This is a genomic window from Pseudoclavibacter sp. RFBA6 (genome assembly GCF_002931575.1).
Lineage (GTDB): Bacteria > Actinomycetota > Actinomycetes > Actinomycetales > Microbacteriaceae > Pseudoclavibacter > Pseudoclavibacter terrae.
Window position 1 is genome coordinate 190,333 of sequence record NZ_PSUA01000013.1, and the last position, 23,499, is coordinate 213,831.

The following is a 23,499-nucleotide window of genomic DNA, read 5'->3' on the forward strand; positions in this document are numbered from 1 at the left end:
ACGAAGCGCAAACATCGAGTGTATGCGCCGATTGGTGGTATGTCTACCCCGACCTTGCCTCAATCTGAAATCTCAGGTATAACGCGGCTCGGCTGGGCCTCGCCGGGTGCGCGTGGAGGCAGGCAAGGCTCCACTCAGCAAGGCGAACCTCCCCTTATCAGAAAGACACGACCGAGTCCAGTGTCGGCTTGAATACCGGGCCTGCGTGCTCCTACCGTTGAGGCAACCCACCTACGGAGGCACATCATGACACTGCTCGATCTCCCCAACGTCAGCACCTGTTCTGTCGCCGGATGCTCGTTCAACCACGACGGCTGCCACGCGCCCGCTGTGACGATCGACGGTGACGAGGGCTGCGCCACGTTCATCCCCCTCGACCGCAAGGGCGGCCTCGACAAGGTCATCGCAGGCGTCGGCGCCTGCCAGGCCGCAGACTGCCGCTTCAACAAGGACCTGACCTGCAGCGCCCCGGCCATCCGCGTCGGAGCCCAGGGCAACGACGCCGCGGACTGCCTCACCTACGAGGCAGCCTGATCGCCCCGGAGCAGCTGCTCTGCCAGGCGCCGACCTCCACCGGAGGTCGGCGCCTCGCTTTTCCCGTCGACGAGGACGACGATTCGCGATTCGTCTCGCGAGGGGAACCCGGCACGGGTGCGAGCGCCGACCCGGTGTCTCGAGCTGCCGAAGCGAGTGCAATCCCGAGCGGACGCGGACAAGCCTGATGCGTCGGTCCTGACACCGAGGGCATGACGATCTCGCCGGGAAGGCCAGACTCGGTCTGAGGGCAGGGCGTTCGCACTCCCGTCGTCAGACGTGTCAGGGCAGATCGCTCCCCCGCACGGCCCGCGACCCGCAGGCCGCACCTTGTTCTTGCTCCGTTCAGGTCCGCGCTACCGGTGAGGCACCCGCCCCGGGTTCGATGACCGCGGCGCATGTGCTCACCCTGAGCGCACGTCGCTTCGTCCCCCCGAGCGCAGAGGAGCGCGTGCGTGCAAGCACAACGAACACCACTGGCGGCAGCTGTCGCCTTGATCATCGGCGGAAGCGCGGCCCTCGCGGCCCCGCTGTCGGCGAGCGCAGCTCCCTCCCCCACGGCACACGCGAGCGGCGTGGTCATCAACGAGGTCGAGTCCAACGGCGACACGACCGACTGGATCGAGCTGGCCAACACGGGTGACGCGCCCGTCGACCTCTCGGGCTGGGCCGTCAAGGACAACGACGACGCCCGCGACTTCCGCTTCCCAGCCGGCACGAGCATCCAGCCTGGCGCCTACCTCGTCGTCGACGACACGCAGTTCGGCTTCGGGCTGGGCAAGGAGGACCAGGCGCGGATCTTCGACGCCTCGGGCGCTCCCGTGGATGCCCACTCGTGGGCACAGCACGCCGACGTGAGCTACGCACGCCTCCCGGACGGCGTCGGCGACTTCGTCCAGACGACCACGAGCAGCAAGGCCGCTGCCAACGATGGCGAGGCCGCGACCGGCACCGTCGTCATCAACGAGATCGAATCGTCCGGCGGCACGCCCGGCGACTGGGTCGAGCTGTTCAATCCCGGGGCCGGCGCCATCGACCTCAGCGGCTACGTCCTCACCGACAACTCGCCGGAGGACGAGACGCACCGTTTCATGCTGCCCGAGGGCACGACGCTGCAGGCGGGTGCCTATCTCGTGGTCGAGGAGGCGGACTTCGCCTTCGGCCTGGGCGGCGGCGACAGCGCCATGCTCTTCGCCGCTGACGGGACGACCGTCGTCGACGAGCACTCCTGGACTCAGCACGCGGCCACGAGCTACGGTCGTTCCCCGAACGGCAGCGGGGCATTCACCGAGACCTCCGAGCCGACCAAGGGCGCCGAGAACCTCTTCACGGGCGTCGCGCCGACCTCGCCCGTCGTCATCAACGAGGTCGAGTCGAACGGCGGCACGCCAGGCGACTGGGTCGAGGTCTACAACCGCGGCGCCGACACCGTCGACATCTCCGGCTGGACGGTCGTCGATGACAACGCCGGTCACACCCCGGCGCCCGCGCCGGCCGCGACCGTGCTCGCACCCGGCGAGTTCTTCGTCTACGAGGAGAGCCTCCTCGGCTTCGGGCTCGGCAGCGGCGACAGCGCCACGCTCGCAGACGCAGCAGGGACCATCGTCGACACGACGACGTGGATCGACCACGTCGAGGTGAGCTGGGCGCGCTGCGCCGACGGCGACGGCGACTTCCGCGCGACGACCGCGTCGACGAAGGGCGCGCTCAACGCGTGCTCCGACGCACCCGTCGAGACGCCCGTGCCGACCGCGCCGGAGGCCGAGCCCTGGAACGGCTCACCCGAGGTCACCCCGATCGCGGGCGGCATCACGCTCGGCGAGGACATGTCGGGGCTGGACTACCAGTACTCGCCAGAAGGCAGCACGCTGTGGGCCGTCGACAACGGCACAGGCAACCTGTACCGCTTCGACGTCGCGAGCGACGGCAGCGTCTCCCCCGCGGCAGGCTGGGAGGCGCCCAAGCGGGTCCGATTCCAGGCGGACGCGGACAACCCGTCAGCCGCTGGCCCCGACGCCGAGGGCGTCACGGTATCGGCAGACCAGCCCGAATCGGTCTACGTCGGCTCAGAGCGCGACAACGCTGACAAGTCGACCAACAAGAACACGATCCTGAAGGTCAACCTCGGCGATGCGACCGGCGCTGACGTCGTCGCGACAACCGAATGGGACCTCACGGCGAGTCTGCCGCAGGTCGGTGCCAACACGGGCATCGAGGCCATCGAGTGGGTCGCGGACAGCGAGCTCGAGGGCAAGCTGCTCGACGAGAACACGGGCGCCCCCTACGACTCGGCGAACTACCCGGGCGCCGACGGCCTGTTCTTCGTCGCCGTCGAGGAGACCGCGGGCGTCTACGCCTATGCGCTCTTCGACGACGGCCGCGCGGCCCGCGTGGCGACCCTCGAGTCCGGCCTCGGCGGCGTCATGGCCCTCGACTACGACGAATCCACTCAAACCCTCTGGGGCATGTGCGACAACGGGTGCGGCGGCACGAGCGCGCTCTTCCACTTCGGCACTGCGGACGGCTCAGCCGGATACACCGTGACGCACGTCGCCCGACCCGCCGGTCTCCCCGACACCAACAACGAGGGGTTCACGATCGCGGCGAACGAGACCTGCATCGACGGCACCCGTGCCGCCTACTGGCTCGAAGACGGCGTGCAGACCGACGCACTCAAGCAGGGCTCGATCGCGTGCGCCCCGATCGAGACGCCCGCGCCCACACAGCCCCCCGGCACCACGGAACCCCCCGGCAGCACGGAGACCCCCGGCGCGACCGTCGCTCCGGGCGGGACGACGACACCGGGGGCGAGCACGGTACCGGGTGACGGGGCAGCGCACGGGAACGGCCCCGATTCTGCGGCCGGCGGCGCGGATGGAGGCGCCCTCGCGACGACCGGTGCGGAACACCTCGTCCTCGTGACGCTCGCAGCGCTCGCCGCACTCGCGCTCGGCGGCCTCGCGCTCACGCGCCGCCGCGACGCGTAAGCGAACCGAGACGCATCCGCTGAGGGCAGGGGCGTTCGAGCCCCTGCCCTCAGCCGTCTCCCTGGCTCCCGTCTCCCTAGCCCCCTTCTCCCGGGCGCCCCATCTCCTCGACTCCCGGCGGGGAGTCCTCCCCCGCATCCACCCCCAGGCACCCCGGTTCCGTTAGCGTGTCTTCCAGCACGGTCGGCTTCGTCGGATCGCGAGGAAGCGCGCCGCCCCAGCCTCGGCCGTGTCATGCCCTCGCCATGAAGGAGACCTCGTGAAGAAGCTCGTGCGCACGTCAGCTGTCGCGCTGACCGCCCTGTTCATGCTGTCGGGATGCGCGCTCGTCGGGCAGATGTCCGGCGGTGAGACGCCAGAAGTCGAGACGACCTCGACCTCGGAGGGCACGTCCGGTGCGCCCACCGAGACGACCCCCTCGGAGTCGTCCGACACGGGCGCGTTCGCCGTCAGGTACGCCTGCCGCATGGCCGACACTCGTACGTTCGCCGAAGCCCCCTCTGACCTCACCGAGATCTGGGCGCTCGGCGACGACGTCACTCGCTGCACGGGCAAGTCGAACGGCGGGACCACGTTCTCGGAGACCGAGCAGAAGGCGCTCGACGCCCTCGGCCAGGCCGCCACGGACGACGACAAGGATGCGGCCCCAGACGACGTGCGCCTCGCCGATGTCTACGCGCTCTGCGCGACCCCGGGGTTCTACTTCGCGATCTCCCCTGGCATCTCGACGGACGAGCAATCGTCGCAGCTCGAAGCCGCCCTCATCCTCTGCCCGGAGCACCCGGACGCCGAGTCGGCCAGGACCTCCCTGAACACCTACGAGGCCAACGTCACCGCCGGCAACGACGGCACGCGCTTCAACGACGGCGTCTGGAAGGTCGGCGAGGAGATCAAGCCTGGCACCTACAAGCCCGAGACACCGAGCGACGACTGCCGCTGGTTCCGCTACGACGACAAGGGCGAATGGATCGAGACGTCGTACGACAAGACCCAGGCCGAGATCGTCGTCACGATCGACGCCAAGGACAGCACGTTCGAGTCGCGCAACTGCGGGTACTGGCGCGCCTCCTGACCACCTGTCGCCTTCGCGAACGCGAACGCGAACGCGAACGCGAACGCGAACGCGAACGCGAACGCGAACGCGAACGAGCGTGCCCCCTCGAGTGAAGCACTCGAGGGGGGCACGCTCGTCTGCGGGGCAGCGGCCCCGCTGCTGCTCCTAGTGGCCGACGCCCACTGGCGCTGGGTCGCTGTCGACGGCGTTGGCCTCGACCGCGGCTCGGATGCGCGCACCGATCTCAGGGTCGATGTTCACCCAGTACTGGAACGCGTTCGAGCGGACGGGTTCGATGACGGTCTCGAGCGCACCGGCGACGGTCTCGACGAGACGGTCGCGCTGGTCCTGTGTGAAGACCTCCCGGACGAGGGTGCCAGCCTGCGAGAAGTCATCGTCGTCAGCGCGGAGCGTGTAGGCGCTGCGCACCAGGTCCCCGTCGGTCTCCCATGAGTTCTCGACCGGACCCGTCTGGTCGGCGTACGGGCGCCCGAACGAGTTCGGCGCGTAGACCGGCGCGGCGCCGGAGTGCGACACCGTCATGTTGCCGTCGAACGTGTACGAGTTGGTCGGGTTCTTCGGCCGGTTCACCTCGAGCTGCTGGTAGTTCGTGCCGATGCGGGCGCGCTGGGCGTCCGGGTACGCGAAGACGCGGCCGAGCAGCATCTTGTCCGGCGAGATCCCGGTGCCTGGCACCTGGTTCGAGGGCGAGAAGGCCGCCTGCTCGATCTGCGCGAAGAAGTTCTCCGGGTTGCGGTTGAGCTCAAGGTCGCCGACCGGGATGAGCGGGTAGTCGGCGTGCGGCCACACCTTCGTGAGGTCGAACGGGTTGATGCGGTAGGTCTTCGCGTCCTCGAACGGCATGACCTGCACGTTGAGCTTCCAGCGCGGGAAGTCGCCCCGGCCGATGGCCTCGAAGAGGTCGCGGCGGTGGTATTCGGCGTCCGAGCCCGCGAGCTTCTCTGCCTCGTCGTTCGACAGGACCTCGACGCCCTGCTCGGAGATGAAGTGGTACTTCACCCAGAAGCGCTCGCCGGCCGCGTTGATCCACGCGTACGTGTGCGAGCCGTATCCGTTCATGTGGCGCCACGACTGCGGGAGGCCGCGGTCGCCGAGCAGGTAGGTGACCTGGTGCGCGGTCTCCGGGTTGAGGGTCCAGAAGTCCCACTGCATGGTGTTGTCGCGCAGGCCCGAGTCGGGGAGGCGCTTCTGCGAGCGGATGAAGTGGGGGAACTTCATGGGGTCACGCAGGAAGAAGACGGGCGTGTTGTTGCCGACGACGTCGAGGTTGCCCTCGCTCGTGTAGAAGCGCAGCGAGAAGCCGCGCACGTCGCGCCAGGTGTCGGGCGAGCCCTGCTCACCCGCGACGGTCGAGAAGCGAAGCAGGGTCTCGCTCTCGGCGCCCTGCTGGAAGACGGCGGCGCGCGTGTACTGCGAGACGTCGTGCGTGGCCGTGAAGGTGCCGAAGGCGCCTGCGCCCTTTGCGTGCGGGTTGCGCTCCGGCACACGCTCGCGGTTGAAGCTCGCGAGCGTCTCGACGAGGCGAACGTCGTGCAGCATGAGCGGGCCGTCTGCGCCTGCGCTCAGGGAGTTCCGGTCGCTTTCCGTGGGACGGCCGTTGGTCTCGGTGGATGGGACTGTCGGGTCGATGTAGTCAGTCATAACGCTCCTCTTCGGATTCAGCTGGGCTGTGAACTGGGGGTGAGTCTGGGTGCGCCGACGCGGGTCAGCGTGGCGCGCAGTCGGCGCAGACGCCGCGGTAGACGACCTCCGCGGTGTGCACGGCGAAGCCGTTCGGCGCGTCCGGGACGAGGCACGGCGCCTCGCCGACCGAGCAGTCGATGTCCTCGATGCGCCCGCACTCGTCGCAGACCGCGTGGTGGTGGTTGTCGCCGATGCGTGTCTCGAAGCGGGCAGCGGTGCGGGGCGCGTCGAATCGACGCACGAGGCCGGTGCGTCCGAGGTCGTCGAGGATCCCGTAGACCGCCTGCAGGGTGAGCGAGCCGAGTTCGGCGCGAAGCGAGGTCGCGGCGGCGAAGATCCGCTCGGCCGACGCGTGCGGGTCGGCGTCGAGCAGCTCGAGCACCGTCACGCGCTGGCGCGTCACGCGAAGTCCGGCATCGCGCAGCGCCGAACGCCAGAAGGCGGCGTCGCGTCGCTTGCCCACGTCGTGCTCGGCGCTCATCGTCATGCAACCCATCGTGCCCGTTCTTTTGAACGATTCCAAACAAGGTGACCCTTGCTCGAACCCAGCGTGTCTCTGCTTGACTTGCCAGGTGCCGTCAGCCAGCGAGAAGACCCCAAGCAGCTCCAGCCCGCAGAGCGTGAAGCTCGACTCAGGGGCCCAGGCCCGCTTCTCGCGCGACGGAGAAGAGTGGACCCTGATCGTCGACGGCACGCCGCAGTCAGCCGTCAACCCACTCGACCCGCGCGAGCTCTCGTTCGGGTACATCCGGCACATGGGCTACGTCCTCGACCTCGCCTTCCCAGAGTCAGCGGCTATCACCGCCCTGCACCTCGGGGCGGGGGCGCTCACCATCCCGCGCTACGTCGACGCCACCCGGCCCCGCTCACGACAGCAGGTCGTCGAGCTCGAGCGCTCACTCGTCGACTTCGTGCGCGAGGTCGTGCCGCTTCCGGCCGGAGCGAGCATCCGGGTCCGCTACGGGGATGCTCGTGAGCAGCTCGGCAGACTGCCCCGCGGCTTGCTCGGCTCCGTCGACGCGATCGTCGTCGACATCTTCTCGGGTGCGCAGACCCCGGCTCACGTGACGAGCGTGGAGTTCTTCGCCGAGCTCGAACCGTTCCTCAACGCCGACGGAGTGGTGCTCGTGAACATCGCTGACGGCCACGACCTCGCGTTCGCCCGAGCCGAGGTCGCGACCCTGCTCGAGGTGTTCGGCGAGGTCGCCCTCGTCGGCGACCCCGCCATGCTGAAGGGTCGGCGTTTCGGCAACATCGCGGCCGTCGCCTCCCGATCCGTCGACGCGCTCGCACTGCCTGGTCTCGAGCGGCGCGTTGCATCGGGCTTCCCGCCGGCCGTCGTCGTTCGAGGCGCGGCCGTGCGCGAGTTCACCCGCGGTGCCGAGCCGGCCAGGGACGCATCGGCGACCGCGTCCCCCCTGCCGGGGAAGAGCCTCTTCCGCGAGCGCAGGCAGGGCGGCTGGTGACCCCCGCCGACGCCTGATCGGACCCGCTGTCCACAACCCGGCGAGGGATGCACCCAAACCGCCGCCGCTGCGACTAACCTGCTGGGGTGTCAGACGCTCCCATCATCCTCGGCTACGACCCGGAGACCCTCCGCGAGCGCATCGACGTCGACGCCGCGGAGGCTCGCCTCGCGGAGATCGCTGTGCTGCGATCCCTCACCGCGCTGAACGAGAAGGTCGCGCTGCTCCGCATGCTCGGCCGCCTCGACGAGGCGTTCGACACGGCGCAGACCGCGTACCGCCAGTCGCGCTTCACCGGCGCCCGCGAGGACGCCCTCGCGGCGCGCGTCCGCAAGGCGCAGGTGCAGCAGTTCCAGGGCAAGCACGACGTCGCACTCCAGGACCTGACCGGCTGTGTCGACGAGGCGCTGACCCACGAATGGGATGAACTGGCCGCCTTCGCGCTCCAGCACCGCGGCAAGGTGCGCTTCGAGCAGCGCGAGTACACGGAGGCGCTCGTCGACTTCGAGCGGGCCCACGAGCTGCGCCTCGCTCGCGGAGTGGCTGCCGACCAGCTGCAGTCGTCGAAGTTCGCGATCCGTGTGACCCGGGCGATCCTCGAGGGCGACGAGGAGCCCTCCTCGGAACTGAGCGAACCGATCACCTCGATCGACTCCTAGGCGGCTCGGTGGCCGACCTGGCCAAGGTGCAGGTCTGGGCGGAAGCCCTCATCCGCATGCACCTCGACGACAGCTGGAGCTTCGGGTTCGACCACGCGAAGAAGCGGGCGGGAGCCTGCAACTTCCGCGACAGGCGCATCACCGTGTCGCGGTACCTGTCGGCCCGCTACGACGACGACACCGTGCACCAGACGCTGCTGCACGAGGTCGCCCACGCGGTCGCAGGCCATAAGGCCGGCCACGGGCCTGAGTGGAAGCGCATCGCCGACCAGCTGGGGTACGTCGGCGGGCGCACGCACGACGGCGAAGTCGCGTCCGAGTTCGCGAAGTGGGTGGGCGTCTGCCCGAACGGACACGAGGTGCTGCGCTTCCGTCGTCCGACCAAGGGCAGGCTCGTCTCCTGCCTGCGCTGCGCGCCCTCCTTCGACCGGAGGTTCCTCATCCGATGGCGGGAGCGCTCGGAGGCCGAGCGCAGAAGCTGACGCCGCTGCGCCTCCTCGCCTGGTGACAAGCCAGGGAGCACGGAGACTCCATCACTAGCGTGGCTGCTCCGGCCCTCCCCGCACCGGGAGGGACCTCCACCCCCGAGGAGGAACGTGCTCGATCCCTGGCTCGCCTTTGTCATCTCACTCGCTCTCGCCGTCGCCGCAGCGGTCGCCCTGACCGCCGCCGTCGCCCTCGTGATCCGCCTGGTCGCGAAACGAATGCGCTGGCCCGAACCGCTTGTGCGGCACACGCGGCGGCCCTTCCGCGTCGTCGTGCTCATCATCGCGCTGTGGATCGCCGTCGCGGTGGCGTTCCCCGCCTCGGGCGAGGACTCATGGCGCGAGGTGATCTACCACGCGCTCACGATCTGCGTCATCGCTGCTGGAGCCTGGCTCATGGCCGGCCTCGTCGCCTTCTCGACCGATATCACGCTCGGCCGAAACCGCATCGACGTGGCCAACAACCGCGTCGCGCGCCGCATCCGCACCCAGACCCTGATCCTGCGGCGGCTGGCGGTCGCCGTCATCGTGATCATCGCGTTGGGTGCGATCCTGCTGACGTTCCCGGCCGTCCGCACCGTCGGCGCCAGCCTCCTCGCCTCGGCCGGAATCGCGTCCGTGGTCGCCGGTCTCGCCGCACAGTCGGTGCTCGCGAACATCTTCGCTGGCCTGCAGCTCGTGTTCAGCGAGGCTCTGCGGGTCGACGACGTCGTGGTGGTCGAGGACGAGTGGGGCCGGATCGGCGAGATCACGCTGAGCTACGTGGTTGTGAACTTGTGGGACGACCGGCGCCTCGTGCTGCCATGCACCTACTTCACGACGCAGCCCTTCCAGAACTGGACACGGCAGGGCAGCGAGCTGCTCGGCTCGGTCGAGCTCGACGTCGACTGGCGCGTCTCCCCGGCGCTCATGCGCGAGCGGCTCGCGGAGGTGCTCACGCAGACCGACCTCTGGGATGGCCGCGCGCAGGTGCTGCAGGTGACCGAGGCCACGGGCGGGCTCGTCCGCATCCGCATCCTCGTGACCGCGGTGGATGCGCCGACCCTGTTCGACCTCCGGTGCTTCGTGCGCGAGGCCATGGTCACCTGGCTGCAGCGCACCATGCCGTCAGCGCTGCCCGTGCAGCGGGTGCTCATCACCGAGCCTGCGGCCCAAGATGATGCAGCAACGCGTGCGTCACGGGAAGAGGACACCCGCAGCGACGACACCAGCGCGGGAGGTTCTGGGCTCTTCACTGGAAGCGTCGAGGCCCAGGAGCGGGCGTCGGTGTTCACGAACGCGATCCCCATCATCGATGCGGAAGATCGCGATCGCTGAGGCTCCGCCGGGACAGAGGCCCCGGGCCGTGCGTCTCAGGCGTCGCGCGTTCGACCGCGGGGGTTGAGTCGCACGGCCGGGAGAGCCGGGGCCGCGAGCGTCTTCCCGTCGTGGCTGTCGACGGCGCCGAAGCGCGCACCGGGTGCCCGCGATCCCCTGGTCGCTTCCCACGCTGTGCGAGCCTTCGCGACCTCCTCGTGCGAGGACCCGACGAAGTTCCAGAACATGACGATCTCCTCCTCGAAGGGCACACCTCCGAGCAGCAGCGCGCGTCCGCCTTCCGCCGCGCCCACGATGGTCCGTTCGGTCCCTGGGGGCAGGTAGCCGACGGCGCCCACGGGGAGTTCCACGTCATCGACCGTGATACCAGGTGAGCACGCCAGCACACCGTGCTCGAAGGCCGGATCCAGTGCGAGCTCCGCTTCCGAGCAGCCAGGGAACGCGAGCTCGACGCCGACAAGCGGGGAGAAGCTTGGGGCGTCCGAGCGCAGGCCGGCGTACTCGCCCAGGAAGACGGTCGCCTCGACGCGCCCCTCCGCCCCCGTCGACGCCTCGAGTTGCATCGAGGGACAACGATCCAGGCCGGCGAAGGCGGGTGCCATGCCTCGCTGCTCGGCGGGCAGCGCGATCCAGAGCTGCACCCCGTGGAGCACCGGTGCGCGACTCGAACGCGTCGGCGAGACCTCGGAGTGCGCGATCCCCGCGCCCGCCGTCATGACGTTGACGCCACCGGGTGCGACCTCGTGGGTGCTGCCGATCGAGTCACGGTGCAGCACTTCACCGGAGAACAGCCAGCTCACCGTCTGCAGGCCCGTGTGCGGGTGAGGGGCCACATCCATTCCGCCATCCGACGGCAGGTCGACGGGGCCGTAGTGGTCGATGAAGCACCACGCCCCGATGAAATGGCGGTACTTGTTGGGGACCGAGCGCAGGACGGGCAGCGAGCGGGGGCCGCCGAGCGGCACCTCGCGGGGCAGCAGCAGCTCGATGCCCGCGATGACCTGACCGGTCTCGTAGGCGTCCTGCAGCCGCGCCTCGATTGGGTTCGCCTCGGCGTTGCTCATGAGCCGAGCGTAGACGCGGACACGTGAGTTTTCATCGAGCCGTGGCGTGCGCGAGAATGGATCGGTGATTTCGCAGCTGCACGATCCCAGCATCCGCACGTTCACGAGCGACAACGCCGCGGGCGCCCACCCGCAGGTGCTGGATGCGCTTGTCACCGCGAACGGCGGGCACGTCGGCGCGTACGGGGCCGACCCCTACTCGACGGCGTTCCAGAACCTGTGTCGCGAGCTCTTCGGAGAGACAGCCATCGGCCTGCCGGTCTTCAACGGCTCCGGTGCCAACGTCGTCGCGCTGCAGTCGATGGTCCCCCGCTGGGGCGGCGTCGTGTGCCCAGCATCCGCGCACATCAACACCGACGAGAACGCGGCACCCGAGCGGGTCGGCGGCGTCAAGCTGCTGACCGTCGAGACCCCGGACGGGAAGCTCACCCCCGCCGACATCGAGCGAGCGGCGAGCGTCCGGCGCGACGTGCACCGCGCGACCCCGCTCGCCGTGAGCATCAGCCAGGCGACCGAGGTCGGCACCGCATACTCGCCGGACGAGGTCCGCACCCTGGCCGATGCCGCCCACGCGAACAGCATGTGGCTGCACGTCGACGGCGCACGCCTCTCGAACGCCGCCGCACACTTCGACTGCACGCTCGCCGAGGTCTCGAGCGCCGCGGGGGCCGACGTCATCAGCCTTGGCGGGACCAAGAACGGGGCGCTCGCCGCCGAGGCCGTGGTCGTCGTCAACCCGGAGGCCGTGCACGGCGTCGAAGAGGCTCGGAAGATCGACCTGCAGCTGTCATCGAAGATGCGCTTCGTCTCAGCGCAGCTGCTCGCGCTGTTCGGCGGCGAGCTGTGGCGCGAGAACGCCGAGCACGCGAACGCCATGGCCGCTCGCCTCGCCGCCGGCATCGCCGCCATCGACGGCTGCTCGGTGCCGCTCCCCCGCCAGGCAAACGGCGTCTTCGCCATCCTGCCGGGCGAGGTCGCCGAGCGCGTCAGCGAGCGCTACGCGTTCCACACCTGGGACGCCTCCACGGGCCTCGTGCGCTTCCTCTGCTCCTGGGACACCACCGACGGCGACGTGGATGGGCTCATCGCGGCCGTCGCGGGCGCGTAGGACCCGGGCGAGTACCCTCGAGGCCGTGACTGACTCCACCGCCTGGGAACGCCTCTGCACGCTCATCGACGACGACCCTGAGATCTGGCCGAGCGTGCAGGAGGCGCTGCGCGGCGGGGCCGACGATGACCGCGAAGAAGATGACGGCGACGACGATCGGGCAGACACCGACGAGGGCGGTGTCGAGGAGGACGACGGCGCAGACGAGGCCTGGGGCGCCCTCATCGACGCGCTCGATGACTGCGGCGCCCTCGCGTACCTCCACGCCGACGACACCGCCATGGAACTCGCGGACGCCCTCGCCGGCGTCCCGCGGGTCGTTCGCCTGGGTCTCGACACTGATGAGATCGGAGACGTGGACGGGGATGTGCCAACCGCATCCGCCGCCGCCGACGCGCTGCTTGCGCCCGCCGGGCTCGCGCTCGTGTTCCTCGAGGAGGACAGTGACGCCTACCCGCTGGTCGTCGTGCCGCGGGAATCCGTGACCGAGATCGTCGACACGGCGGCCGCGCTTGGGTTCGTGGCGCGCCAGCTCTCCTAGCGGGCGCGAGTCCCCTCTATCTGTCATCGGAGCAGCGCAGCCTTGAATCGTGAGGCGAGAAAGTTACTGACTATTCCTAGTAATTAGATTCTACTACTGCTAGGGTTGACCCATGTACCAGCCGGCAGCGAGCTTCGAGGAGCGGTGGCGTTTCGACGTCAACGACCCAGCCTCCATCGCCGCCGAACGCGCTGCGATCCTGTCCGAGACTGCCCGCATCGAGTCAGCCAGGCGCGCTATCGACGCTGAGGGGATCCTGCTCGAGGCTCGCGCGTACAACTTCGGCTACCTCCTCGACCTTGCCGACGGCCACCCCGAGATGGGCATGCACGTCCGTTCGATCTCGGCGGAGATCTCGTTCGACGTGCAGGCGAAGCACAGCCTTGTGATCCGGCAGCTCGCCGGGTCGTGGAACGCCGTACGGGAGTTCCCCGCCGCAGTGGATGCAGTGGCAGACGGGCGCATCTCCGGCCACCACCTCGACGCCATCGTCTCGTCAGGGCTTCTCATCTCCCACGAGGTGGAAGCCGAGCAGGCTTCGCTCCGCGCCCGCTTCGTCGAGATCGCCCTCGACCAGGTGAGCGAACAGATCCTCACGGAGGCTGCGCTCAGGCGCATAACCGCTCGTATCGCGGAAGAACTCACGCAGGTCCCGCTCGCGGAGCGTCGACGGAAGACGCGCATGAAGGGATTCGTCTCGGTGACCGACGCGGGCGATGGTCACGGGGTGCTGCACGTCGGAGGGTCGCTCCTCCTGCTCACCGCCGTTCGCGACAGAGTCAGCAAGCAGGCGGCGCGTGTCCTGCGGGCACGCGTCAAGACCGAGAAGGCCGCCGCTGCCGCCGGCGAAGCGCCAGAGTCAGAACCCGACGAGAGGACACTCGGAGAAGTCAGCGCCGACCTCGTCTGCGACCAGCTCCTCACGAGCGACCCCACCTCGACAACCGCAGCCAACGGCGTCCAGGCGACGGTGAACCTGGTCATCCCAGCAACGACCCTGCTCGCCGACCAACGCGAACCCGGCCATCCCCCGGCGCTCCTCGACGGCCTCTCACCCGTGCCGATCGACGAAGCCAAGCGCATGGCGGCAACGGCACCGATGTTCATGCGGATTCTGACACACCCGATCTCGGGGACCGTACTGGCAGTCGACGCGTACACGCCGACCGCGGCCATGCGCAGATTCCTGGCGGCCCGCGACGTCCACTGCCGTTTCCCGGGCTGCCGCCTCCCAGCCCGCGCCTGCCAGATCGACCACACTCAGGAATGGCAGCACAGTGGGAAGACCTGCCTCGGGAACCTCGAACACCTCTGCGTCTTCCACCACGTCATGCGCCACGCCACACCGTGGTCAATCGACCAGCTCGAAAACGGAGTCGTCGAGTGGAAGACGCCAGGCGGAACAGTCCTGGCTGACAGGCCCGAGCGGCAGGGCGTTCGGTTCGTGCCGACAGCCGAAATCACCCCGCAGAGCGAAGTCGCATCCACGACCGACCCCTCGACCGCGACCGCCGTGCCACCCGAACTTCACACGGAACGAGACCCAAGCAACGATCCTCCGCCGTTCTGACGCGAGCCGACGCACATGCCGACCTCGTCTACACCTCTTCGATGCCGACGCCGCGAAGGAGGAGCCTCTGCTCGCCCACACCCGACCGCTCAGACACGAAAAGCTGCGAGAACAGCCTCTGCAGGCGCACGGCGATCGTGGCGCTGCCCTCGGTGCGGAGTGAAATGCTCATCTGCTGCCCTCTCGTTCGTCGCCATTCCTCGCCCCCATCACGAAACCTCTTGCGTCAGCGTAGGAACGCACGAACCAGGCCGGAAGCAGTCACCGCAAGACGAGTACACGAGACGACACCGTGCTTCGCCGGACGAAACACGGCGTCACCTGACAGCCAGTCGCGAGCCCAGACGCCGCGATGCGGAGCACCATGTGCGCATGACATCCGCGCTCACCGCCCGCCGCCTCGACATCACCTCCGCCGACGTCGCCGAGGTGCTCGACGCCCTCGACGAGGAATACCGCACCAGGTACGGGGAGTTCTACAAGGACGACATCGGCGCCTACCCCGTCAGCGACTTCCTCGCCCCGGACGGTGCATTCATCGGCATCCTCGACGGCGACCTCCTCGTCGCCGCCGGCGCGATCCGCCGCTACGACGCCACCACCGCCGAAGTGAAGCGCATGTGGACGCGAGGCTCGCACCGCCGCCGCGGGCTCGCCCAGCAGGTGCTCCGCGAACTCGACATCGCCGCAGCCGAGCTCGGCTACACGCGCATCTTCCTCACCACCGGGTCACGGCAGCCCGAGGCGGTCGCCCTCTACCGCGCCTCCGGCTTCGAAGGCGGCGAGCGGCGCATCCCCGCCTTCGACCTGCCCGTCTTCGCGTTCGAGAAGCCCGTCACCAGCGACACCAGGAACGCCCGCACCAGCGCCTGAGGAGTACTCTCGCAAGGTGCCAGCAACTCCCCCGAACCAGCCGCCGCGTCGACCCAAGCGGAGCCGGCTCCGGCGCACGCTCATCTGGAGCTTCTCCATCATCGCCGGCGTCTTCGTCGCCGCAATCGCCGCGTTCCTCATCTGGGCGAACGTCGGCGTCATGGCCGCCGAGCCCGAACCGCTCGCGTCCGTCACCGACGACCCGGCGATCACCGTCGCGGAAGTCGATGGGTCGCTGGTGCTCAGCCCGACCGAAGCCGCGAGCACAACCGGGCTCATCTTCATCCCCGGAGCGAAAGTCGAGCCAGCGGCCTACGCCGCGAAGCTCTCCAGCCTCGTCACCGAGGAGCAGATGACCGTCGTCATCCCGCAGCCCCTCCTCAACCTCGCCTTCTTCGACACCCGCACCGTCGACGACTACTCGACCGCCGCGCCCGACATCTCGACCTGGGCCGTCGGCGGACACTCCCTCGGCGGCGTCCGCGCCTGCCAGCTCGCTGATTCGCCCGACGTGGCCGGCCTCCTCCTCTTCGGCAGCTACTGCGCCAACGACCTCACGGCCGACACCTCGCTCGACGTCCTCAGCATCACCGGGAGCGCCGACGGACTGACCACCCCGCAGAAAGCCTCCGACGCACGCGGACTGCTCCCTCCGGACGCCGAGACCCTCGAGATCGACGGCGCAAACCACGCCATGTTCGGCAACTACGGCCCGCAGTCCGGCGACGGGACGGCGACCATCCCTGACGCGGAGGGGCGCGAGCAGATCGCGACCGCCACGTCAGACTGGGCGGCAGACCTGCAATCAGCGAGCTGACCTCAACCCACGCCTGACCAGCAGCAGCCCCCGCGCGAGCTGATCACCCGGCTTCCGAGTTGCAGTCAGCCCTCCGTGAGCAGTCGCCGCACCGCCAGTCGCACGTCGATCCCGCGGTCGTCCGGCAGGCGCTCGTTGGGGTCGCCCACAGCGGGCCGAGCGAGTTCATGCAGCACCGCGCCGTCGATCAACGCGACCAGGGCAGAGGCACGGGATTCAGGCTCGCTCACGCCGAGGCTCGCCACCGCCCCCGCCGCCCAGCCGCGCAGCCTGTCGCGCCCCACCTGGATGGCTCTGGCGACCGAGGGATTGTGAGTTCCCTCAAGCAGCAGCGCGAAGCGGGCGAGCGTCTGAATCCGCCCCCGCCCCGTCATGGACTCGACGGCCGCATCCATCGCGACGCAGAACCGCTCGACACTCGGCTCGCCCCACTCGTAGGTGAGGAGCCACTCCGCGTAGTCGCTCCTGTCGAGCCGTTCGATGACCCCCTCGATGAGCGACTGACGCGTGCGGAAGTGATTCGAGGTGGAGCCCCTCGGCAGCCGCGCCTCGGCGTCCACCCGCGTGTGCGTGAGGGCTCGCATGCCGCCGGACGCGAGCAGCTCGAGGGCGGCAGACAGCGAGCGATCGCGCGTGGAGGACACCGGACTACTATAGGCGTAGTAACAGCACTACGGACATAGTGATCAGCCGGCCGTGATTGCCTGACCCGATGACGTCAAGCACCACGAGCACCCAGATCCAACTCGCCGCACGACCCGAGGGGTGGCCAACCCAAGAGGATTTCCGCACCGTCGAGATCGAGTACGGCGCCCTTGAGCCCGGCCAGGTGCGCGTCGAGAACCTGTACCTCTCGGTCGACCCCTACATGCGCGGCCGCATGACGGACGCGCCGAGCTACGTGCCCCCATATGCGCTCGACGAGACGCTCACCGGCGGCGCGGTCGGCGTCGTGGTCGCCTCTGCGAGCGACGCCGTACCCGTAGGCGCTCACGTCCTGCATGCCTTCGGCTGGCGTGATGTCGCACAGGAGGATGCTTCGTCGTTCCGGATCATCGAGGAGATCGACGGCGTCCCCCTCTCGCTGTACCTGTCGATGCTCGGCATGACGGGGCTCACCGCCTACGTCGGCCTCACGGCGATCGCAGGACTCCAGGAGGGTGACACCGTCTTCGTCTCTGGAGCTGCCGGGGCTGTCGGCACGGCGGTCGGTCAGATCGCGCGGAAGCTCGGTGCCGCACGCGTCATCGGATCCGCGGGGTCGGCCGAGAAGGTCGAGCTCCTGACCGCGAGGTACGACTTCGACACCGCCTTCGACTACAAGGAGCGGCCCGTGCGGGAGCAGCTCGCCGAGGCTGCACCCGATGGCATCGACGTGTACTTCGACAACGTCGGGGGCGACCACCTCGAGGCGGCCCTCGGTGTCCTCAACCGAGGCGGCCGAGCCGCGCTGTGCGGCGCCATCTCGACCTACAACGACAACGACAAGCCGGCGGGTCCGGACAACATGGCCAACATCATCAAGCGCTCCCTCCGCCTCGAGGGGTTCACAGTCGGCGGATACGGCCACCTCGCCGGCGAATTCCAGCCGCTCATGGCGGAGTGGTTGCGTGCGGGCGAGATCACCTACGACGAGACGGTCGTCGACGGCCTCGGCAACACCGTGCAGGCGTTCCTCGACATGATGCGCGGAGCCAACACGGGCAAGATGGTCGTGAGGCTCGCCCGGTCATGACTGCAGCGTGCGCTCATGCCGGGCATGCGCGATGAGTCCGGGCACGAACAGCACGAGCGCGACCGGCAGCAGCGCGGCGAGCCCGATGACGTGCCACAGCTGGCCTGCAGCGACGACGGCCAGCAGCGCCCCGCCCATCCGCAGCCAGCTCGCCAGCTTCGGAGTTCCCGGCGGGTCCCTGAAGATCGGGAGCCTGCGGCCGGCACCAGCCCTGCCGACGAGAAGGTGCGCCCAGGTCGTGAGCGCGAGGCTGAGCCCGAGCAGCACGGCACCGACGATGAACATCACGCAGCCACTGTAATGGAGATTCACGTTACGGCCCACGACGGCAACCAAGACACGGTCAGGCACGCCCCGAAGAATCGAGGCACGATGGATGCAGACGGCCCGATCGGGGCCCCCGGCGGCAAGGAGCACACCACGTGAGCGAAGCAGCAGGCCCGAGCAGCGCACCCCGAGGATCCGGGGCCACCCGCGGCATCAGCGTCGGCGCGTCCCCCACGACGCCGAGCAGCACCTACCTGGACCTCGTCGCTGCTGAGACCGCCATCGCGGCCGCCGCTGCCCCGCGCATCACCTCGGCCCACGACGGCGCATCCGGTGACGACACCTCCGCGATCCGCTCCGCCTCCGAGTCGCTGCAGCCCGAGCTGGTGGAGCTCTCCCACCGCATCTTCGAGTACGCGGAAGAGGGATTCGAGGAGACGCAGAGCGTCGCCGATATCGCCGAGCTGCTCGCCGAGCACGGCGTCACGGCTCAGGTGGGTGCCTTCGGGCTCGACACGGCACTGGTCGCCGAGCTGGTCGTCGGCGAAGCGGCACAGGATGCGCCGACCGTCGCGATCCTCGCCGAGTACGACGCCCTCCCCGGCGTGGGCCACGGCTGCGGGCACAACATCATCGCCGCCTCCGCCGTGGGCGCGTTCCTCTCTCTTGTCGAGGCGAGCCGAACCCGTGCGCTCCCGGCGGGCCGGATCGTGCTCTACGGGACACCCGCCGAGGAAGGCGGAAACGGCAAGGAGATCATGGCCCGCGCGGGCGCGTTCGACGGCGTCGACGCCGCCATCATGATCCATCCCTTCGGCTACGACGTCACCGACCAGCCCTTCATCGGCCGGCGCATCCTGCGCGTCCGCTACTACGGGGTGCCCGCCCACGCCTCCGCGTCCCCGTTCCAGGGACGCAACGCGCTCGATGCCGCCAACCTGAACTACCAGGCCACCGGCCTCCTGCGGCAGCACCTGTACCCGGGCGACCGCATCCACGGCGTCATCGTCAACGGCGGCCAGCGCCCCAACGTGGTCCCCGAGTTCGCGGAGCTCGAGTACTACGTGCGCTCGAACGCCGCGGAGACGCTGAAGGAGCTGAGCCTGCGCCTCGAGGACATCGCCAACGGCATCGCCCTGGCCACCGGCACGGGAGTCGAGGTCGAGTGGGACCCGCTGCCGTTCACGATGCCGCTGCGCTACAACACGCCGCTCTCCGAGCGGTGGGCCGTGCATCAGGAGGCTCGCGGCCGTCGCGTGCTCACCAAGGCGTCCGTGCCCTCGCACCTCGCCGCATCCACCGACTTCGGCAACGTGAGCGTGCGCGTGCCCGGCATCCACCCGGTCATCGCGATCAGCCCACCGGACGTCAGCCTCCACACGCGCGAGTTCGCCGAGTACGCGACGAGCGACGCCGCGAGCACCGCCATCGCCGACGCAAGCTCCGGCCTCGCGCTCGTCGCCGCCGACTTCCTCGCGGACCCCAACCTCCGTGCCGCGGCCCGCGCCGACTTCGACGCGGCTGGCGGCGCACTCGACGTCGAAGGATTCTTCTCTTGAGCACACCGGTCTCATCCCAGTCCATCTCCTCGCAACCCGTCGCAGCCACACCCGTCGTCTACGCGCTGCACGAGAACCCTGAGTGGTGGCCGCCGTTCCAGGCGGCGTTCGAGGCAGCGGGCGTTCCCGTCGTCGAATGGCGCCTGGTCGAGGGTGTCATCGACATCGACGCGCTCCCGCCGGAGGGCATCTTCTGGTCACGCATCAGCGCCTCCTCGCACACCAGGGATCACGCGCTCTCGAAGGACTACGCGCGCTCCGTCCTCAACTGGGTGGAGGCCGCGGGCCGGCGCACCGTCAACGGCCGCCGCGCCATCGAGCTCGAGGTGAGCAAGGTCGACCAGCTGACGCTCCTGCGCCGGGCCGGCATCGACACCCCGCGAACCCTCGCGGTCGTCGGCAGGCAGGGGCTGCGGGATGCGGCGCGCGACTTCCCGACCCCGTTCATCACGAAGCACAACCAGGGCGGCAAGGGCCTCGGCGTGCGCCGCTTCAACCACTTCGCCGACTTCGAGGCCTACCTCGACTCCCCCGAGTTCGAGGAGCCGCTCGACGGCATCACGCTCCTGCAGGAGTATCTGCGCCCCGCCGGAGGATTCATCACGCGCGTCGAGATCGTCGGCGGCGAGCACATCTACTCGATCGCGGCCGACACCATCCACGGCGGCTTCCAGCTGTGCCCAGCGGATGCGTGCGCGATCGACCCCGACACGGGTCGCCCGGTCGTTCCCCCTGGCGCGGAACTGGCACCCGAACCCGGCACGTCGATCTTCTCCCTGCGCCAGGGCGGCCACGACGACCTCGTCGAACGCCTCGTCGCGTTCACCAAGGACATCGGCTTGGAGATCGCCGGCATCGAGTTCATCGAGACCGAGGACGGCCGACAGGTGGTCTACGACATCAACACGAACACCAACTACAACGCCGATGTGGAGCGCGTCGCCGACGGCTCGGGGCCCGGGGCCATCGCGGCCTACCTGGGGCGCGTCCTGCGGGAGACATACCCGGACGTGTGAGCCCGGCCGCTCACGCTACGGCACGGCACGGCACGCGGAAAGGTGGCCGCCGGAGTTCATCTCCGGCGGCCACCTCTTCGTTGCTGGGCTTCTTCTGGATCAGACCGCGAACGCGCTCGGGGCCCGCGTTCCTCGCTCTGGCACGGGGATTCCGAGGTTGTCGCGCAGGGTCGTTCCCGTGTACTCCTCGCGCAGGGAGCCGCGCTCCTGCAGGATCGGCACGACCTGGTCGACGAACTCATCGATGCCGCCAGGCGTGAGGTGCGAGCCGATGACCAGCCCGTCAGAGCCGTCGTTCTGCACGAAGTCGTCGATCTCCTCAGCCACCTGGGCGGCGGTGCCGACGAAGCGCACACCGCCGAGCTCGTTGCGGGCGAACTCGCGGATGCTCCATCCGTTCTCCTGAGCCTTCTCGCGCCATCTGCGGACCGTGGCGAGGCGGTCGCCGTAGGTGAAGGCGCGGCCCTCGATGATGGGCGCGCTCTCCCCATCCGGATCGAAGTCGGGCAGGGGACCATCGAAGTCGATGTCCGAGAAGTCGCGGTTCCAGACCTGCTCGAGGCGGACCTGGATGGTGCGCGGGCTGAGCTGCTGCTCCGTCACCCAGCGAGCCTTCTCCTGCGCCTCCTGGTGGGTGTCGCCGAGCACGAAGCTCGACTGCGGCAGGATCTTCAGGTCGTCACGGTCGCGGCCGAAGCCCTCGACTCGAGCCTTGATGTCGGCGTAGAAGTCGCGTGCCTCCTCGAGGCGCGAGTATGGGGAGAAGATGACGTCGGCGTTGGCTGCCGCGAAGTCCCTGCCCTGCGGAGAGATGCCAGCCTGCACGATGATCGGCCTCCCTTGCGGGCTGCGGGGCACCGTGAAGCGCCCGCTGATGTCGAACTGGCTCGTCTCCACGCCGAACCGCCCCTCGTCGGCGGAGTCGAGGAACTGCCCGGTCTCCTTATCCGCGACGATCGCATCCGCCGACCAGGAGTCCCACAGCTCCCGGACGGTGCTGACGGTCTGCTCGGCCCGCTCGTAGCGCTCCGCGTGCGGCAGGAAGCCCCCGCGGCGGAAGTTCGCGCCCGTGAACGCGTCGAACGACGTCACGACGTTCCAGCCGGCACGTCCACCGGAGAGGTGGTCGAGGCTCGCGAACTGGCGAGCGAGCTCGTACGGCTCGTTGAAGGTGGCGTTGATGGTCCCGACGAGGCCGATGTGCTCGGTCACGGCCGCGATGGCGGCGAGGACCGGGATGGTGTCCGGCCGCCCCGAGATGTCGTGGTCGAAGATCTCGCCGAGCCGCGAGCGCAGCGCGAGGCCCTCGGCGAGGAAGAAGTAGTCGAACTTCCCGGCCTCGGCCTTCTTCGCCACGCGCTTGAACGTGGAGAACTCGATCTGGCTGCCCGCCTCCGGGTGCTCCCAGAGCGTGTGCTCGTTGACCCCGCCGACGTAGGCCGCGAGGATGATCTGCTTCTTCGTCATGGTGATCTCCTGATCCGGTTCGGGTCTAGATGGCGGCGTAGCGGTTGGGCACGGTGGTCTCGAGGCCGAGGAGGCCGCGCAGGGTGCGTTGCTCGTAGCTCTCCCGGAAGAGGCCCTTGCGCTGCAGGAGCGGGACGACGTCGGCGACGATGCGCGGCAGGTCGTCGGTCACGACGCCAGGGTGCAGGCGGAAGCCGTCGTAGCCGAGGCCGGCGAGCGTCTCGAAGTGCTCGACGAGCTCCTCGGCTGAGCCCGCGAACACCGCCGGTGGCTCTCCGAGCGCGCGCCCCTTCGCGTTGAGGCGGTTGAGGCGGGCGGACCCCGTCTCCTCCGGCCCGTCGAGGAACACGGCGAGGTCGACGAACACCGACAGCTCGCCGTCCCGCTCGACCTTCTTCTCTGCGGCCCGCACCTCGCTCAGGATGCGCACGGCCGAGGCGACGTCGGTCGGCGTCACGAAGAGCAGGTCGGCGCTGGCTGCCGCGAACTCGTACGGCACCTCCGCGTGGCCGAGCGCGGCGACAACCGGCTGCCCCTGCGGGGGCCGGGGCGTGATCGACGGTCCGCGCACGCTGAACCACTTGCCCTCGAACTCGATGCGGTGCACTTTCGCCGCGTCGAGGAACCGGTCGGTGGAGGCGTCGCGGATCTCGGCGTCATCCTCCCAGCTGTCCCAGAGCCTGCGCACGACCTCGACGAAGTCGTTGGCCTCCGCGAAGAGCTCGCCGACGAGCGGCGCATCCCGACGACCGAAGTGCGAGTGCTCCGCACCGGGCGAGACACGGGCCTGCCAGCCCGCGCGGCCCAGGCTCGTGTAGTCGAGGGTTGCGACGGCCTTCGAGACGTGGAAGGGCTCGGTGTGCGTCGTCGTGACAGTCGGGATGAGGCCGATGTGCTCCGTGACGGGCGAGACGCGGGAGGCGATGAGGAGCGCGTCCAGGCGACCCCTGACCTCGTCGGTCCGGTTGTCCTGGCGGAGGAACTCGCCGCTCTGGAGCGCGAGCGAGTCCTCGATGGTGACGAAATCGAGGAGGCCCTGCTCGGCGAGCTGCACGAGCCCCACCCAGTATTCGGGCGTGAAGAGCTCGTCTGGGCGAGCGCTCGGCTCCCGCCAGGCCGCCGGGTGGATGCCGGCGCCATCGAGTGCGACGCCGAGGTGGATTCGGTTGGGGTTCGTCATGGTGCGACGCTAGGCCGCGCCCCGAGTTCGGTCCACGGCGCCCGTCGCGGCCCGTTACGCGTCGAAACGCGGGGACATGTTCGTTGAGGGTCCTCG

The 23,499-nt window shown here is 69.3% G+C and carries 24 protein-coding genes; 16 read left to right on the forward strand and 8 right to left on the reverse strand.

The window, feature by feature from the left end:
* The first annotated feature begins 246 nt into the window (after positions 1–246).
* The 3 genes from C5C17_RS14375 (at position 247) to C5C17_RS14385 (ending at position 4,593) form a co-directional block, all read left to right on the forward strand.
* Positions 247–534, forward strand: a complete 288-nt coding sequence (locus tag C5C17_RS14375) for a DUF1540 domain-containing protein (RefSeq protein ID WP_104254046.1) — start codon at positions 247–249, stop codon at positions 532–534.
* Between the two features lie 455 nt (positions 535–989).
* The gene (locus C5C17_RS14380) at positions 990–3,521 is read left to right on the forward strand and encodes a lamin tail domain-containing protein (protein WP_104254047.1); all 2,532 of its coding nucleotides are present in this window, start codon (positions 990–992) and stop codon (positions 3,519–3,521) included.
* A 259-nt stretch (positions 3,522–3,780) separates the two neighbouring features.
* Positions 3,781–4,593, forward strand: a complete 813-nt coding sequence (locus C5C17_RS14385) for a hypothetical protein (RefSeq protein WP_104254048.1) — start codon at positions 3,781–3,783, stop codon at positions 4,591–4,593.
* A gap of 147 nt (positions 4,594–4,740) precedes the next feature.
* Here C5C17_RS14385 and C5C17_RS14395 read toward each other — a convergent pair whose 3' ends face one another.
* Positions 4,741–6,237 carry a catalase gene (locus tag C5C17_RS14395; RefSeq protein WP_104254049.1) on the reverse strand — a complete coding sequence of 499 codons (1,497 nt, stop codon included), beginning with the start codon at positions 6,235–6,237 and terminating at the stop codon, positions 4,741–4,743.
* A 64-nt stretch (positions 6,238–6,301) separates the two neighbouring features.
* A complete protein-coding gene (locus C5C17_RS14400) occupies positions 6,302–6,766 on the reverse strand; it encodes a Fur family transcriptional regulator (RefSeq protein ID WP_104254050.1) in 465 nt (154 codons plus the stop codon).
* Between the two features lie 85 nt (positions 6,767–6,851).
* Between C5C17_RS14400 and C5C17_RS14405 the strand changes: the two genes are divergently transcribed.
* The 4 genes from C5C17_RS14405 to C5C17_RS14420 all read left to right on the forward strand — a co-directional run bounded on the left by C5C17_RS14405 (position 6,852) and on the right by C5C17_RS14420 (position 10,206).
* Entirely contained in the window at positions 6,852–7,745 is an 894-nt protein-coding gene (locus C5C17_RS14405) for a spermidine synthase (RefSeq protein ID WP_258066223.1), read from the forward strand.
* An 86-nt stretch (positions 7,746–7,831) separates the two neighbouring features.
* Positions 7,832–8,404, forward strand: a complete 573-nt coding sequence (locus C5C17_RS14410; protein WP_104254052.1) for a hypothetical protein — start codon at positions 7,832–7,834, stop codon at positions 8,402–8,404.
* An 8-nt stretch (positions 8,405–8,412) separates the two neighbouring features.
* Complete coding sequence (locus C5C17_RS14415) at positions 8,413–8,886, forward strand: SprT-like domain-containing protein (RefSeq protein ID WP_104254053.1); 474 nt, start codon at positions 8,413–8,415, stop codon at positions 8,884–8,886.
* Between the two features lie 114 nt (positions 8,887–9,000).
* On the forward strand, positions 9,001–10,206 hold the full coding sequence (locus C5C17_RS14420) for a mechanosensitive ion channel family protein (protein ID WP_258066224.1): 1,206 nt from the start codon (positions 9,001–9,003) through the stop codon (positions 10,204–10,206).
* Positions 10,207–10,241: 35 nt separating this feature from the next.
* On the opposite strand, the gene C5C17_RS14425 is transcribed toward C5C17_RS14420, so the two are convergent.
* Positions 10,242–11,270 carry a pirin family protein gene (locus tag C5C17_RS14425; protein ID WP_104254054.1) on the reverse strand — a complete coding sequence of 343 codons (1,029 nt, stop codon included), beginning with the start codon at positions 11,268–11,270 and terminating at the stop codon, positions 10,242–10,244.
* A gap of 64 nt (positions 11,271–11,334) precedes the next feature.
* On the opposite strand from C5C17_RS14425, the gene C5C17_RS14430 reads away from it, so the two are divergent.
* From C5C17_RS14430 to C5C17_RS14440, 3 genes are all read left to right on the forward strand, one after another.
* Positions 11,335–12,378, forward strand: coding sequence for a low specificity L-threonine aldolase (locus C5C17_RS14430; RefSeq protein ID WP_104254103.1), 1,044 nt, complete (start codon positions 11,335–11,337; stop codon positions 12,376–12,378).
* 25 nt (positions 12,379–12,403) lie between these two features.
* Positions 12,404–12,919 (forward strand): hypothetical protein, encoded by a 516-nt coding sequence (locus tag C5C17_RS14435; RefSeq protein ID WP_104254055.1) that lies wholly within the window; start codon positions 12,404–12,406, stop codon positions 12,917–12,919.
* A 112-nt stretch (positions 12,920–13,031) separates the two neighbouring features.
* On the forward strand, positions 13,032–14,489 hold the full coding sequence (locus C5C17_RS14440) for an HNH endonuclease signature motif containing protein (RefSeq protein ID WP_104254056.1): 1,458 nt from the start codon (positions 13,032–13,034) through the stop codon (positions 14,487–14,489).
* Positions 14,490–14,517: 28 nt separating this feature from the next.
* Here the strand turns inward: C5C17_RS14440 and C5C17_RS18675 are convergent, their stop codons facing one another.
* The gene (locus tag C5C17_RS18675; RefSeq protein ID WP_167516449.1) at positions 14,518–14,661 is read right to left on the reverse strand and encodes a hypothetical protein; all 144 of its coding nucleotides are present in this window, start codon (positions 14,659–14,661) and stop codon (positions 14,518–14,520) included.
* A gap of 200 nt (positions 14,662–14,861) precedes the next feature.
* Between C5C17_RS18675 and C5C17_RS14445 the strand changes: the two genes are divergently transcribed.
* Both C5C17_RS14445 and C5C17_RS14450 read left to right on the forward strand, forming a co-directional pair.
* Positions 14,862–15,362, forward strand: coding sequence for a GNAT family N-acetyltransferase (locus tag C5C17_RS14445; protein WP_104254104.1), 501 nt, complete (start codon positions 14,862–14,864; stop codon positions 15,360–15,362).
* A gap of 16 nt (positions 15,363–15,378) precedes the next feature.
* Complete coding sequence (locus C5C17_RS14450; protein WP_181028617.1) at positions 15,379–16,179, forward strand: alpha/beta hydrolase; 801 nt, start codon at positions 15,379–15,381, stop codon at positions 16,177–16,179.
* Between the two features lie 65 nt (positions 16,180–16,244).
* Here the strand turns inward: C5C17_RS14450 and C5C17_RS14455 are convergent, their stop codons facing one another.
* On the reverse strand, positions 16,245–16,823 hold the full coding sequence (locus C5C17_RS14455; protein ID WP_104254057.1) for a TetR/AcrR family transcriptional regulator: 579 nt from the start codon (positions 16,821–16,823) through the stop codon (positions 16,245–16,247).
* 68 nt (positions 16,824–16,891) lie between these two features.
* Between C5C17_RS14455 and C5C17_RS14460 the strand changes: the two genes are divergently transcribed.
* Entirely contained in the window at positions 16,892–17,914 is a 1,023-nt protein-coding gene (locus C5C17_RS14460; protein ID WP_104254058.1) for an NADP-dependent oxidoreductase, read from the forward strand.
* Here C5C17_RS14460 and C5C17_RS14465 read toward each other — a convergent pair.
* Complete coding sequence (locus C5C17_RS14465) at positions 17,909–18,202, reverse strand: hypothetical protein (protein ID WP_146079190.1); 294 nt, start codon at positions 18,200–18,202, stop codon at positions 17,909–17,911. The genes C5C17_RS14460 and C5C17_RS14465 overlap by 6 nt on opposite strands.
* Positions 18,203–18,214: 12 nt before the next feature.
* On the opposite strand from C5C17_RS14465, the gene C5C17_RS19005 reads away from it, so the two are divergent.
* The 3 genes from C5C17_RS19005 to C5C17_RS14475 are packed head-to-tail and all read left to right on the forward strand — an operon-like array spanning position 18,215 to position 20,756.
* A complete protein-coding gene (locus tag C5C17_RS19005) occupies positions 18,215–18,340 on the forward strand; it encodes a hypothetical protein (RefSeq protein ID WP_258066225.1) in 126 nt (41 codons plus the stop codon).
* A complete protein-coding gene (locus tag C5C17_RS14470) occupies positions 18,337–19,740 on the forward strand; it encodes a M20 family metallopeptidase (RefSeq protein ID WP_258066226.1) in 1,404 nt (467 codons plus the stop codon). Before C5C17_RS19005 ends, C5C17_RS14470 begins: the two co-directional genes overlap by 4 nt.
* A complete protein-coding gene (locus C5C17_RS14475; protein WP_258066227.1) occupies positions 19,737–20,756 on the forward strand; it encodes a RimK family alpha-L-glutamate ligase in 1,020 nt (339 codons plus the stop codon). The genes C5C17_RS14470 and C5C17_RS14475 overlap by 4 nt, the downstream gene beginning before the upstream one ends.
* 99 nt (positions 20,757–20,855) lie before the next feature.
* Here C5C17_RS14475 and C5C17_RS14480 read toward each other — a convergent pair whose 3' ends face one another.
* On the reverse strand, positions 20,856–22,223 hold the full coding sequence (locus tag C5C17_RS14480; RefSeq protein WP_104254060.1) for an NtaA/DmoA family FMN-dependent monooxygenase: 1,368 nt from the start codon (positions 22,221–22,223) through the stop codon (positions 20,856–20,858).
* 25 nt (positions 22,224–22,248) lie between these two features.
* On the reverse strand, positions 22,249–23,403 hold the full coding sequence (locus C5C17_RS14485; protein ID WP_104254061.1) for an LLM class flavin-dependent oxidoreductase: 1,155 nt from the start codon (positions 23,401–23,403) through the stop codon (positions 22,249–22,251).
* Positions 23,404–23,499: the final 96 nt, after the last annotated feature.

Excerpts from the sequence above, each read along its gene's own strand:
- C5C17_RS14425 (WP_104254054.1), bottom strand. The coding sequence starts at position 11,270 with ATGAGCAACGCCGAGGCGAACCCAATCGAGGCGCGGCTGCAGGACGCC.
- C5C17_RS14375 (WP_104254046.1), top strand. The coding sequence starts at position 247 with ATGACACTGCTCGATCTCCCCAACGTCAGCACCTGTTCTGTCGCCGGA.
- C5C17_RS14445 (WP_104254104.1), top strand. The coding sequence starts at position 14,862 with ATGACATCCGCGCTCACCGCCCGCCGCCTCGACATCACCTCCGCCGAC.
- C5C17_RS14400 (WP_104254050.1), bottom strand. The coding sequence starts at position 6,766 with ATGACGATGAGCGCCGAGCACGACGTGGGCAAGCGACGCGACGCCGCC.
- C5C17_RS19005 (WP_258066225.1), top strand. The coding sequence starts at position 18,215 with ATGGAGATTCACGTTACGGCCCACGACGGCAACCAAGACACGGTCAGG.
- C5C17_RS14440 (WP_104254056.1), top strand. The coding sequence starts at position 13,032 with ATGTACCAGCCGGCAGCGAGCTTCGAGGAGCGGTGGCGTTTCGACGTC.
- C5C17_RS18675 (WP_167516449.1), bottom strand. The coding sequence starts at position 14,661 with ATGAGCATTTCACTCCGCACCGAGGGCAGCGCCACGATCGCCGTGCGC.
- C5C17_RS14485 (WP_104254061.1), bottom strand. The coding sequence starts at position 23,403 with ATGACGAACCCCAACCGAATCCACCTCGGCGTCGCACTCGATGGCGCC.
- C5C17_RS14395 (WP_104254049.1), bottom strand. The coding sequence starts at position 6,237 with ATGACTGACTACATCGACCCGACAGTCCCATCCACCGAGACCAACGGC.
- C5C17_RS14480 (WP_104254060.1), bottom strand. The coding sequence starts at position 22,223 with ATGACGAAGAAGCAGATCATCCTCGCGGCCTACGTCGGCGGGGTCAAC.
- C5C17_RS14460 (WP_104254058.1), top strand. The coding sequence starts at position 16,892 with ATGACGTCAAGCACCACGAGCACCCAGATCCAACTCGCCGCACGACCC.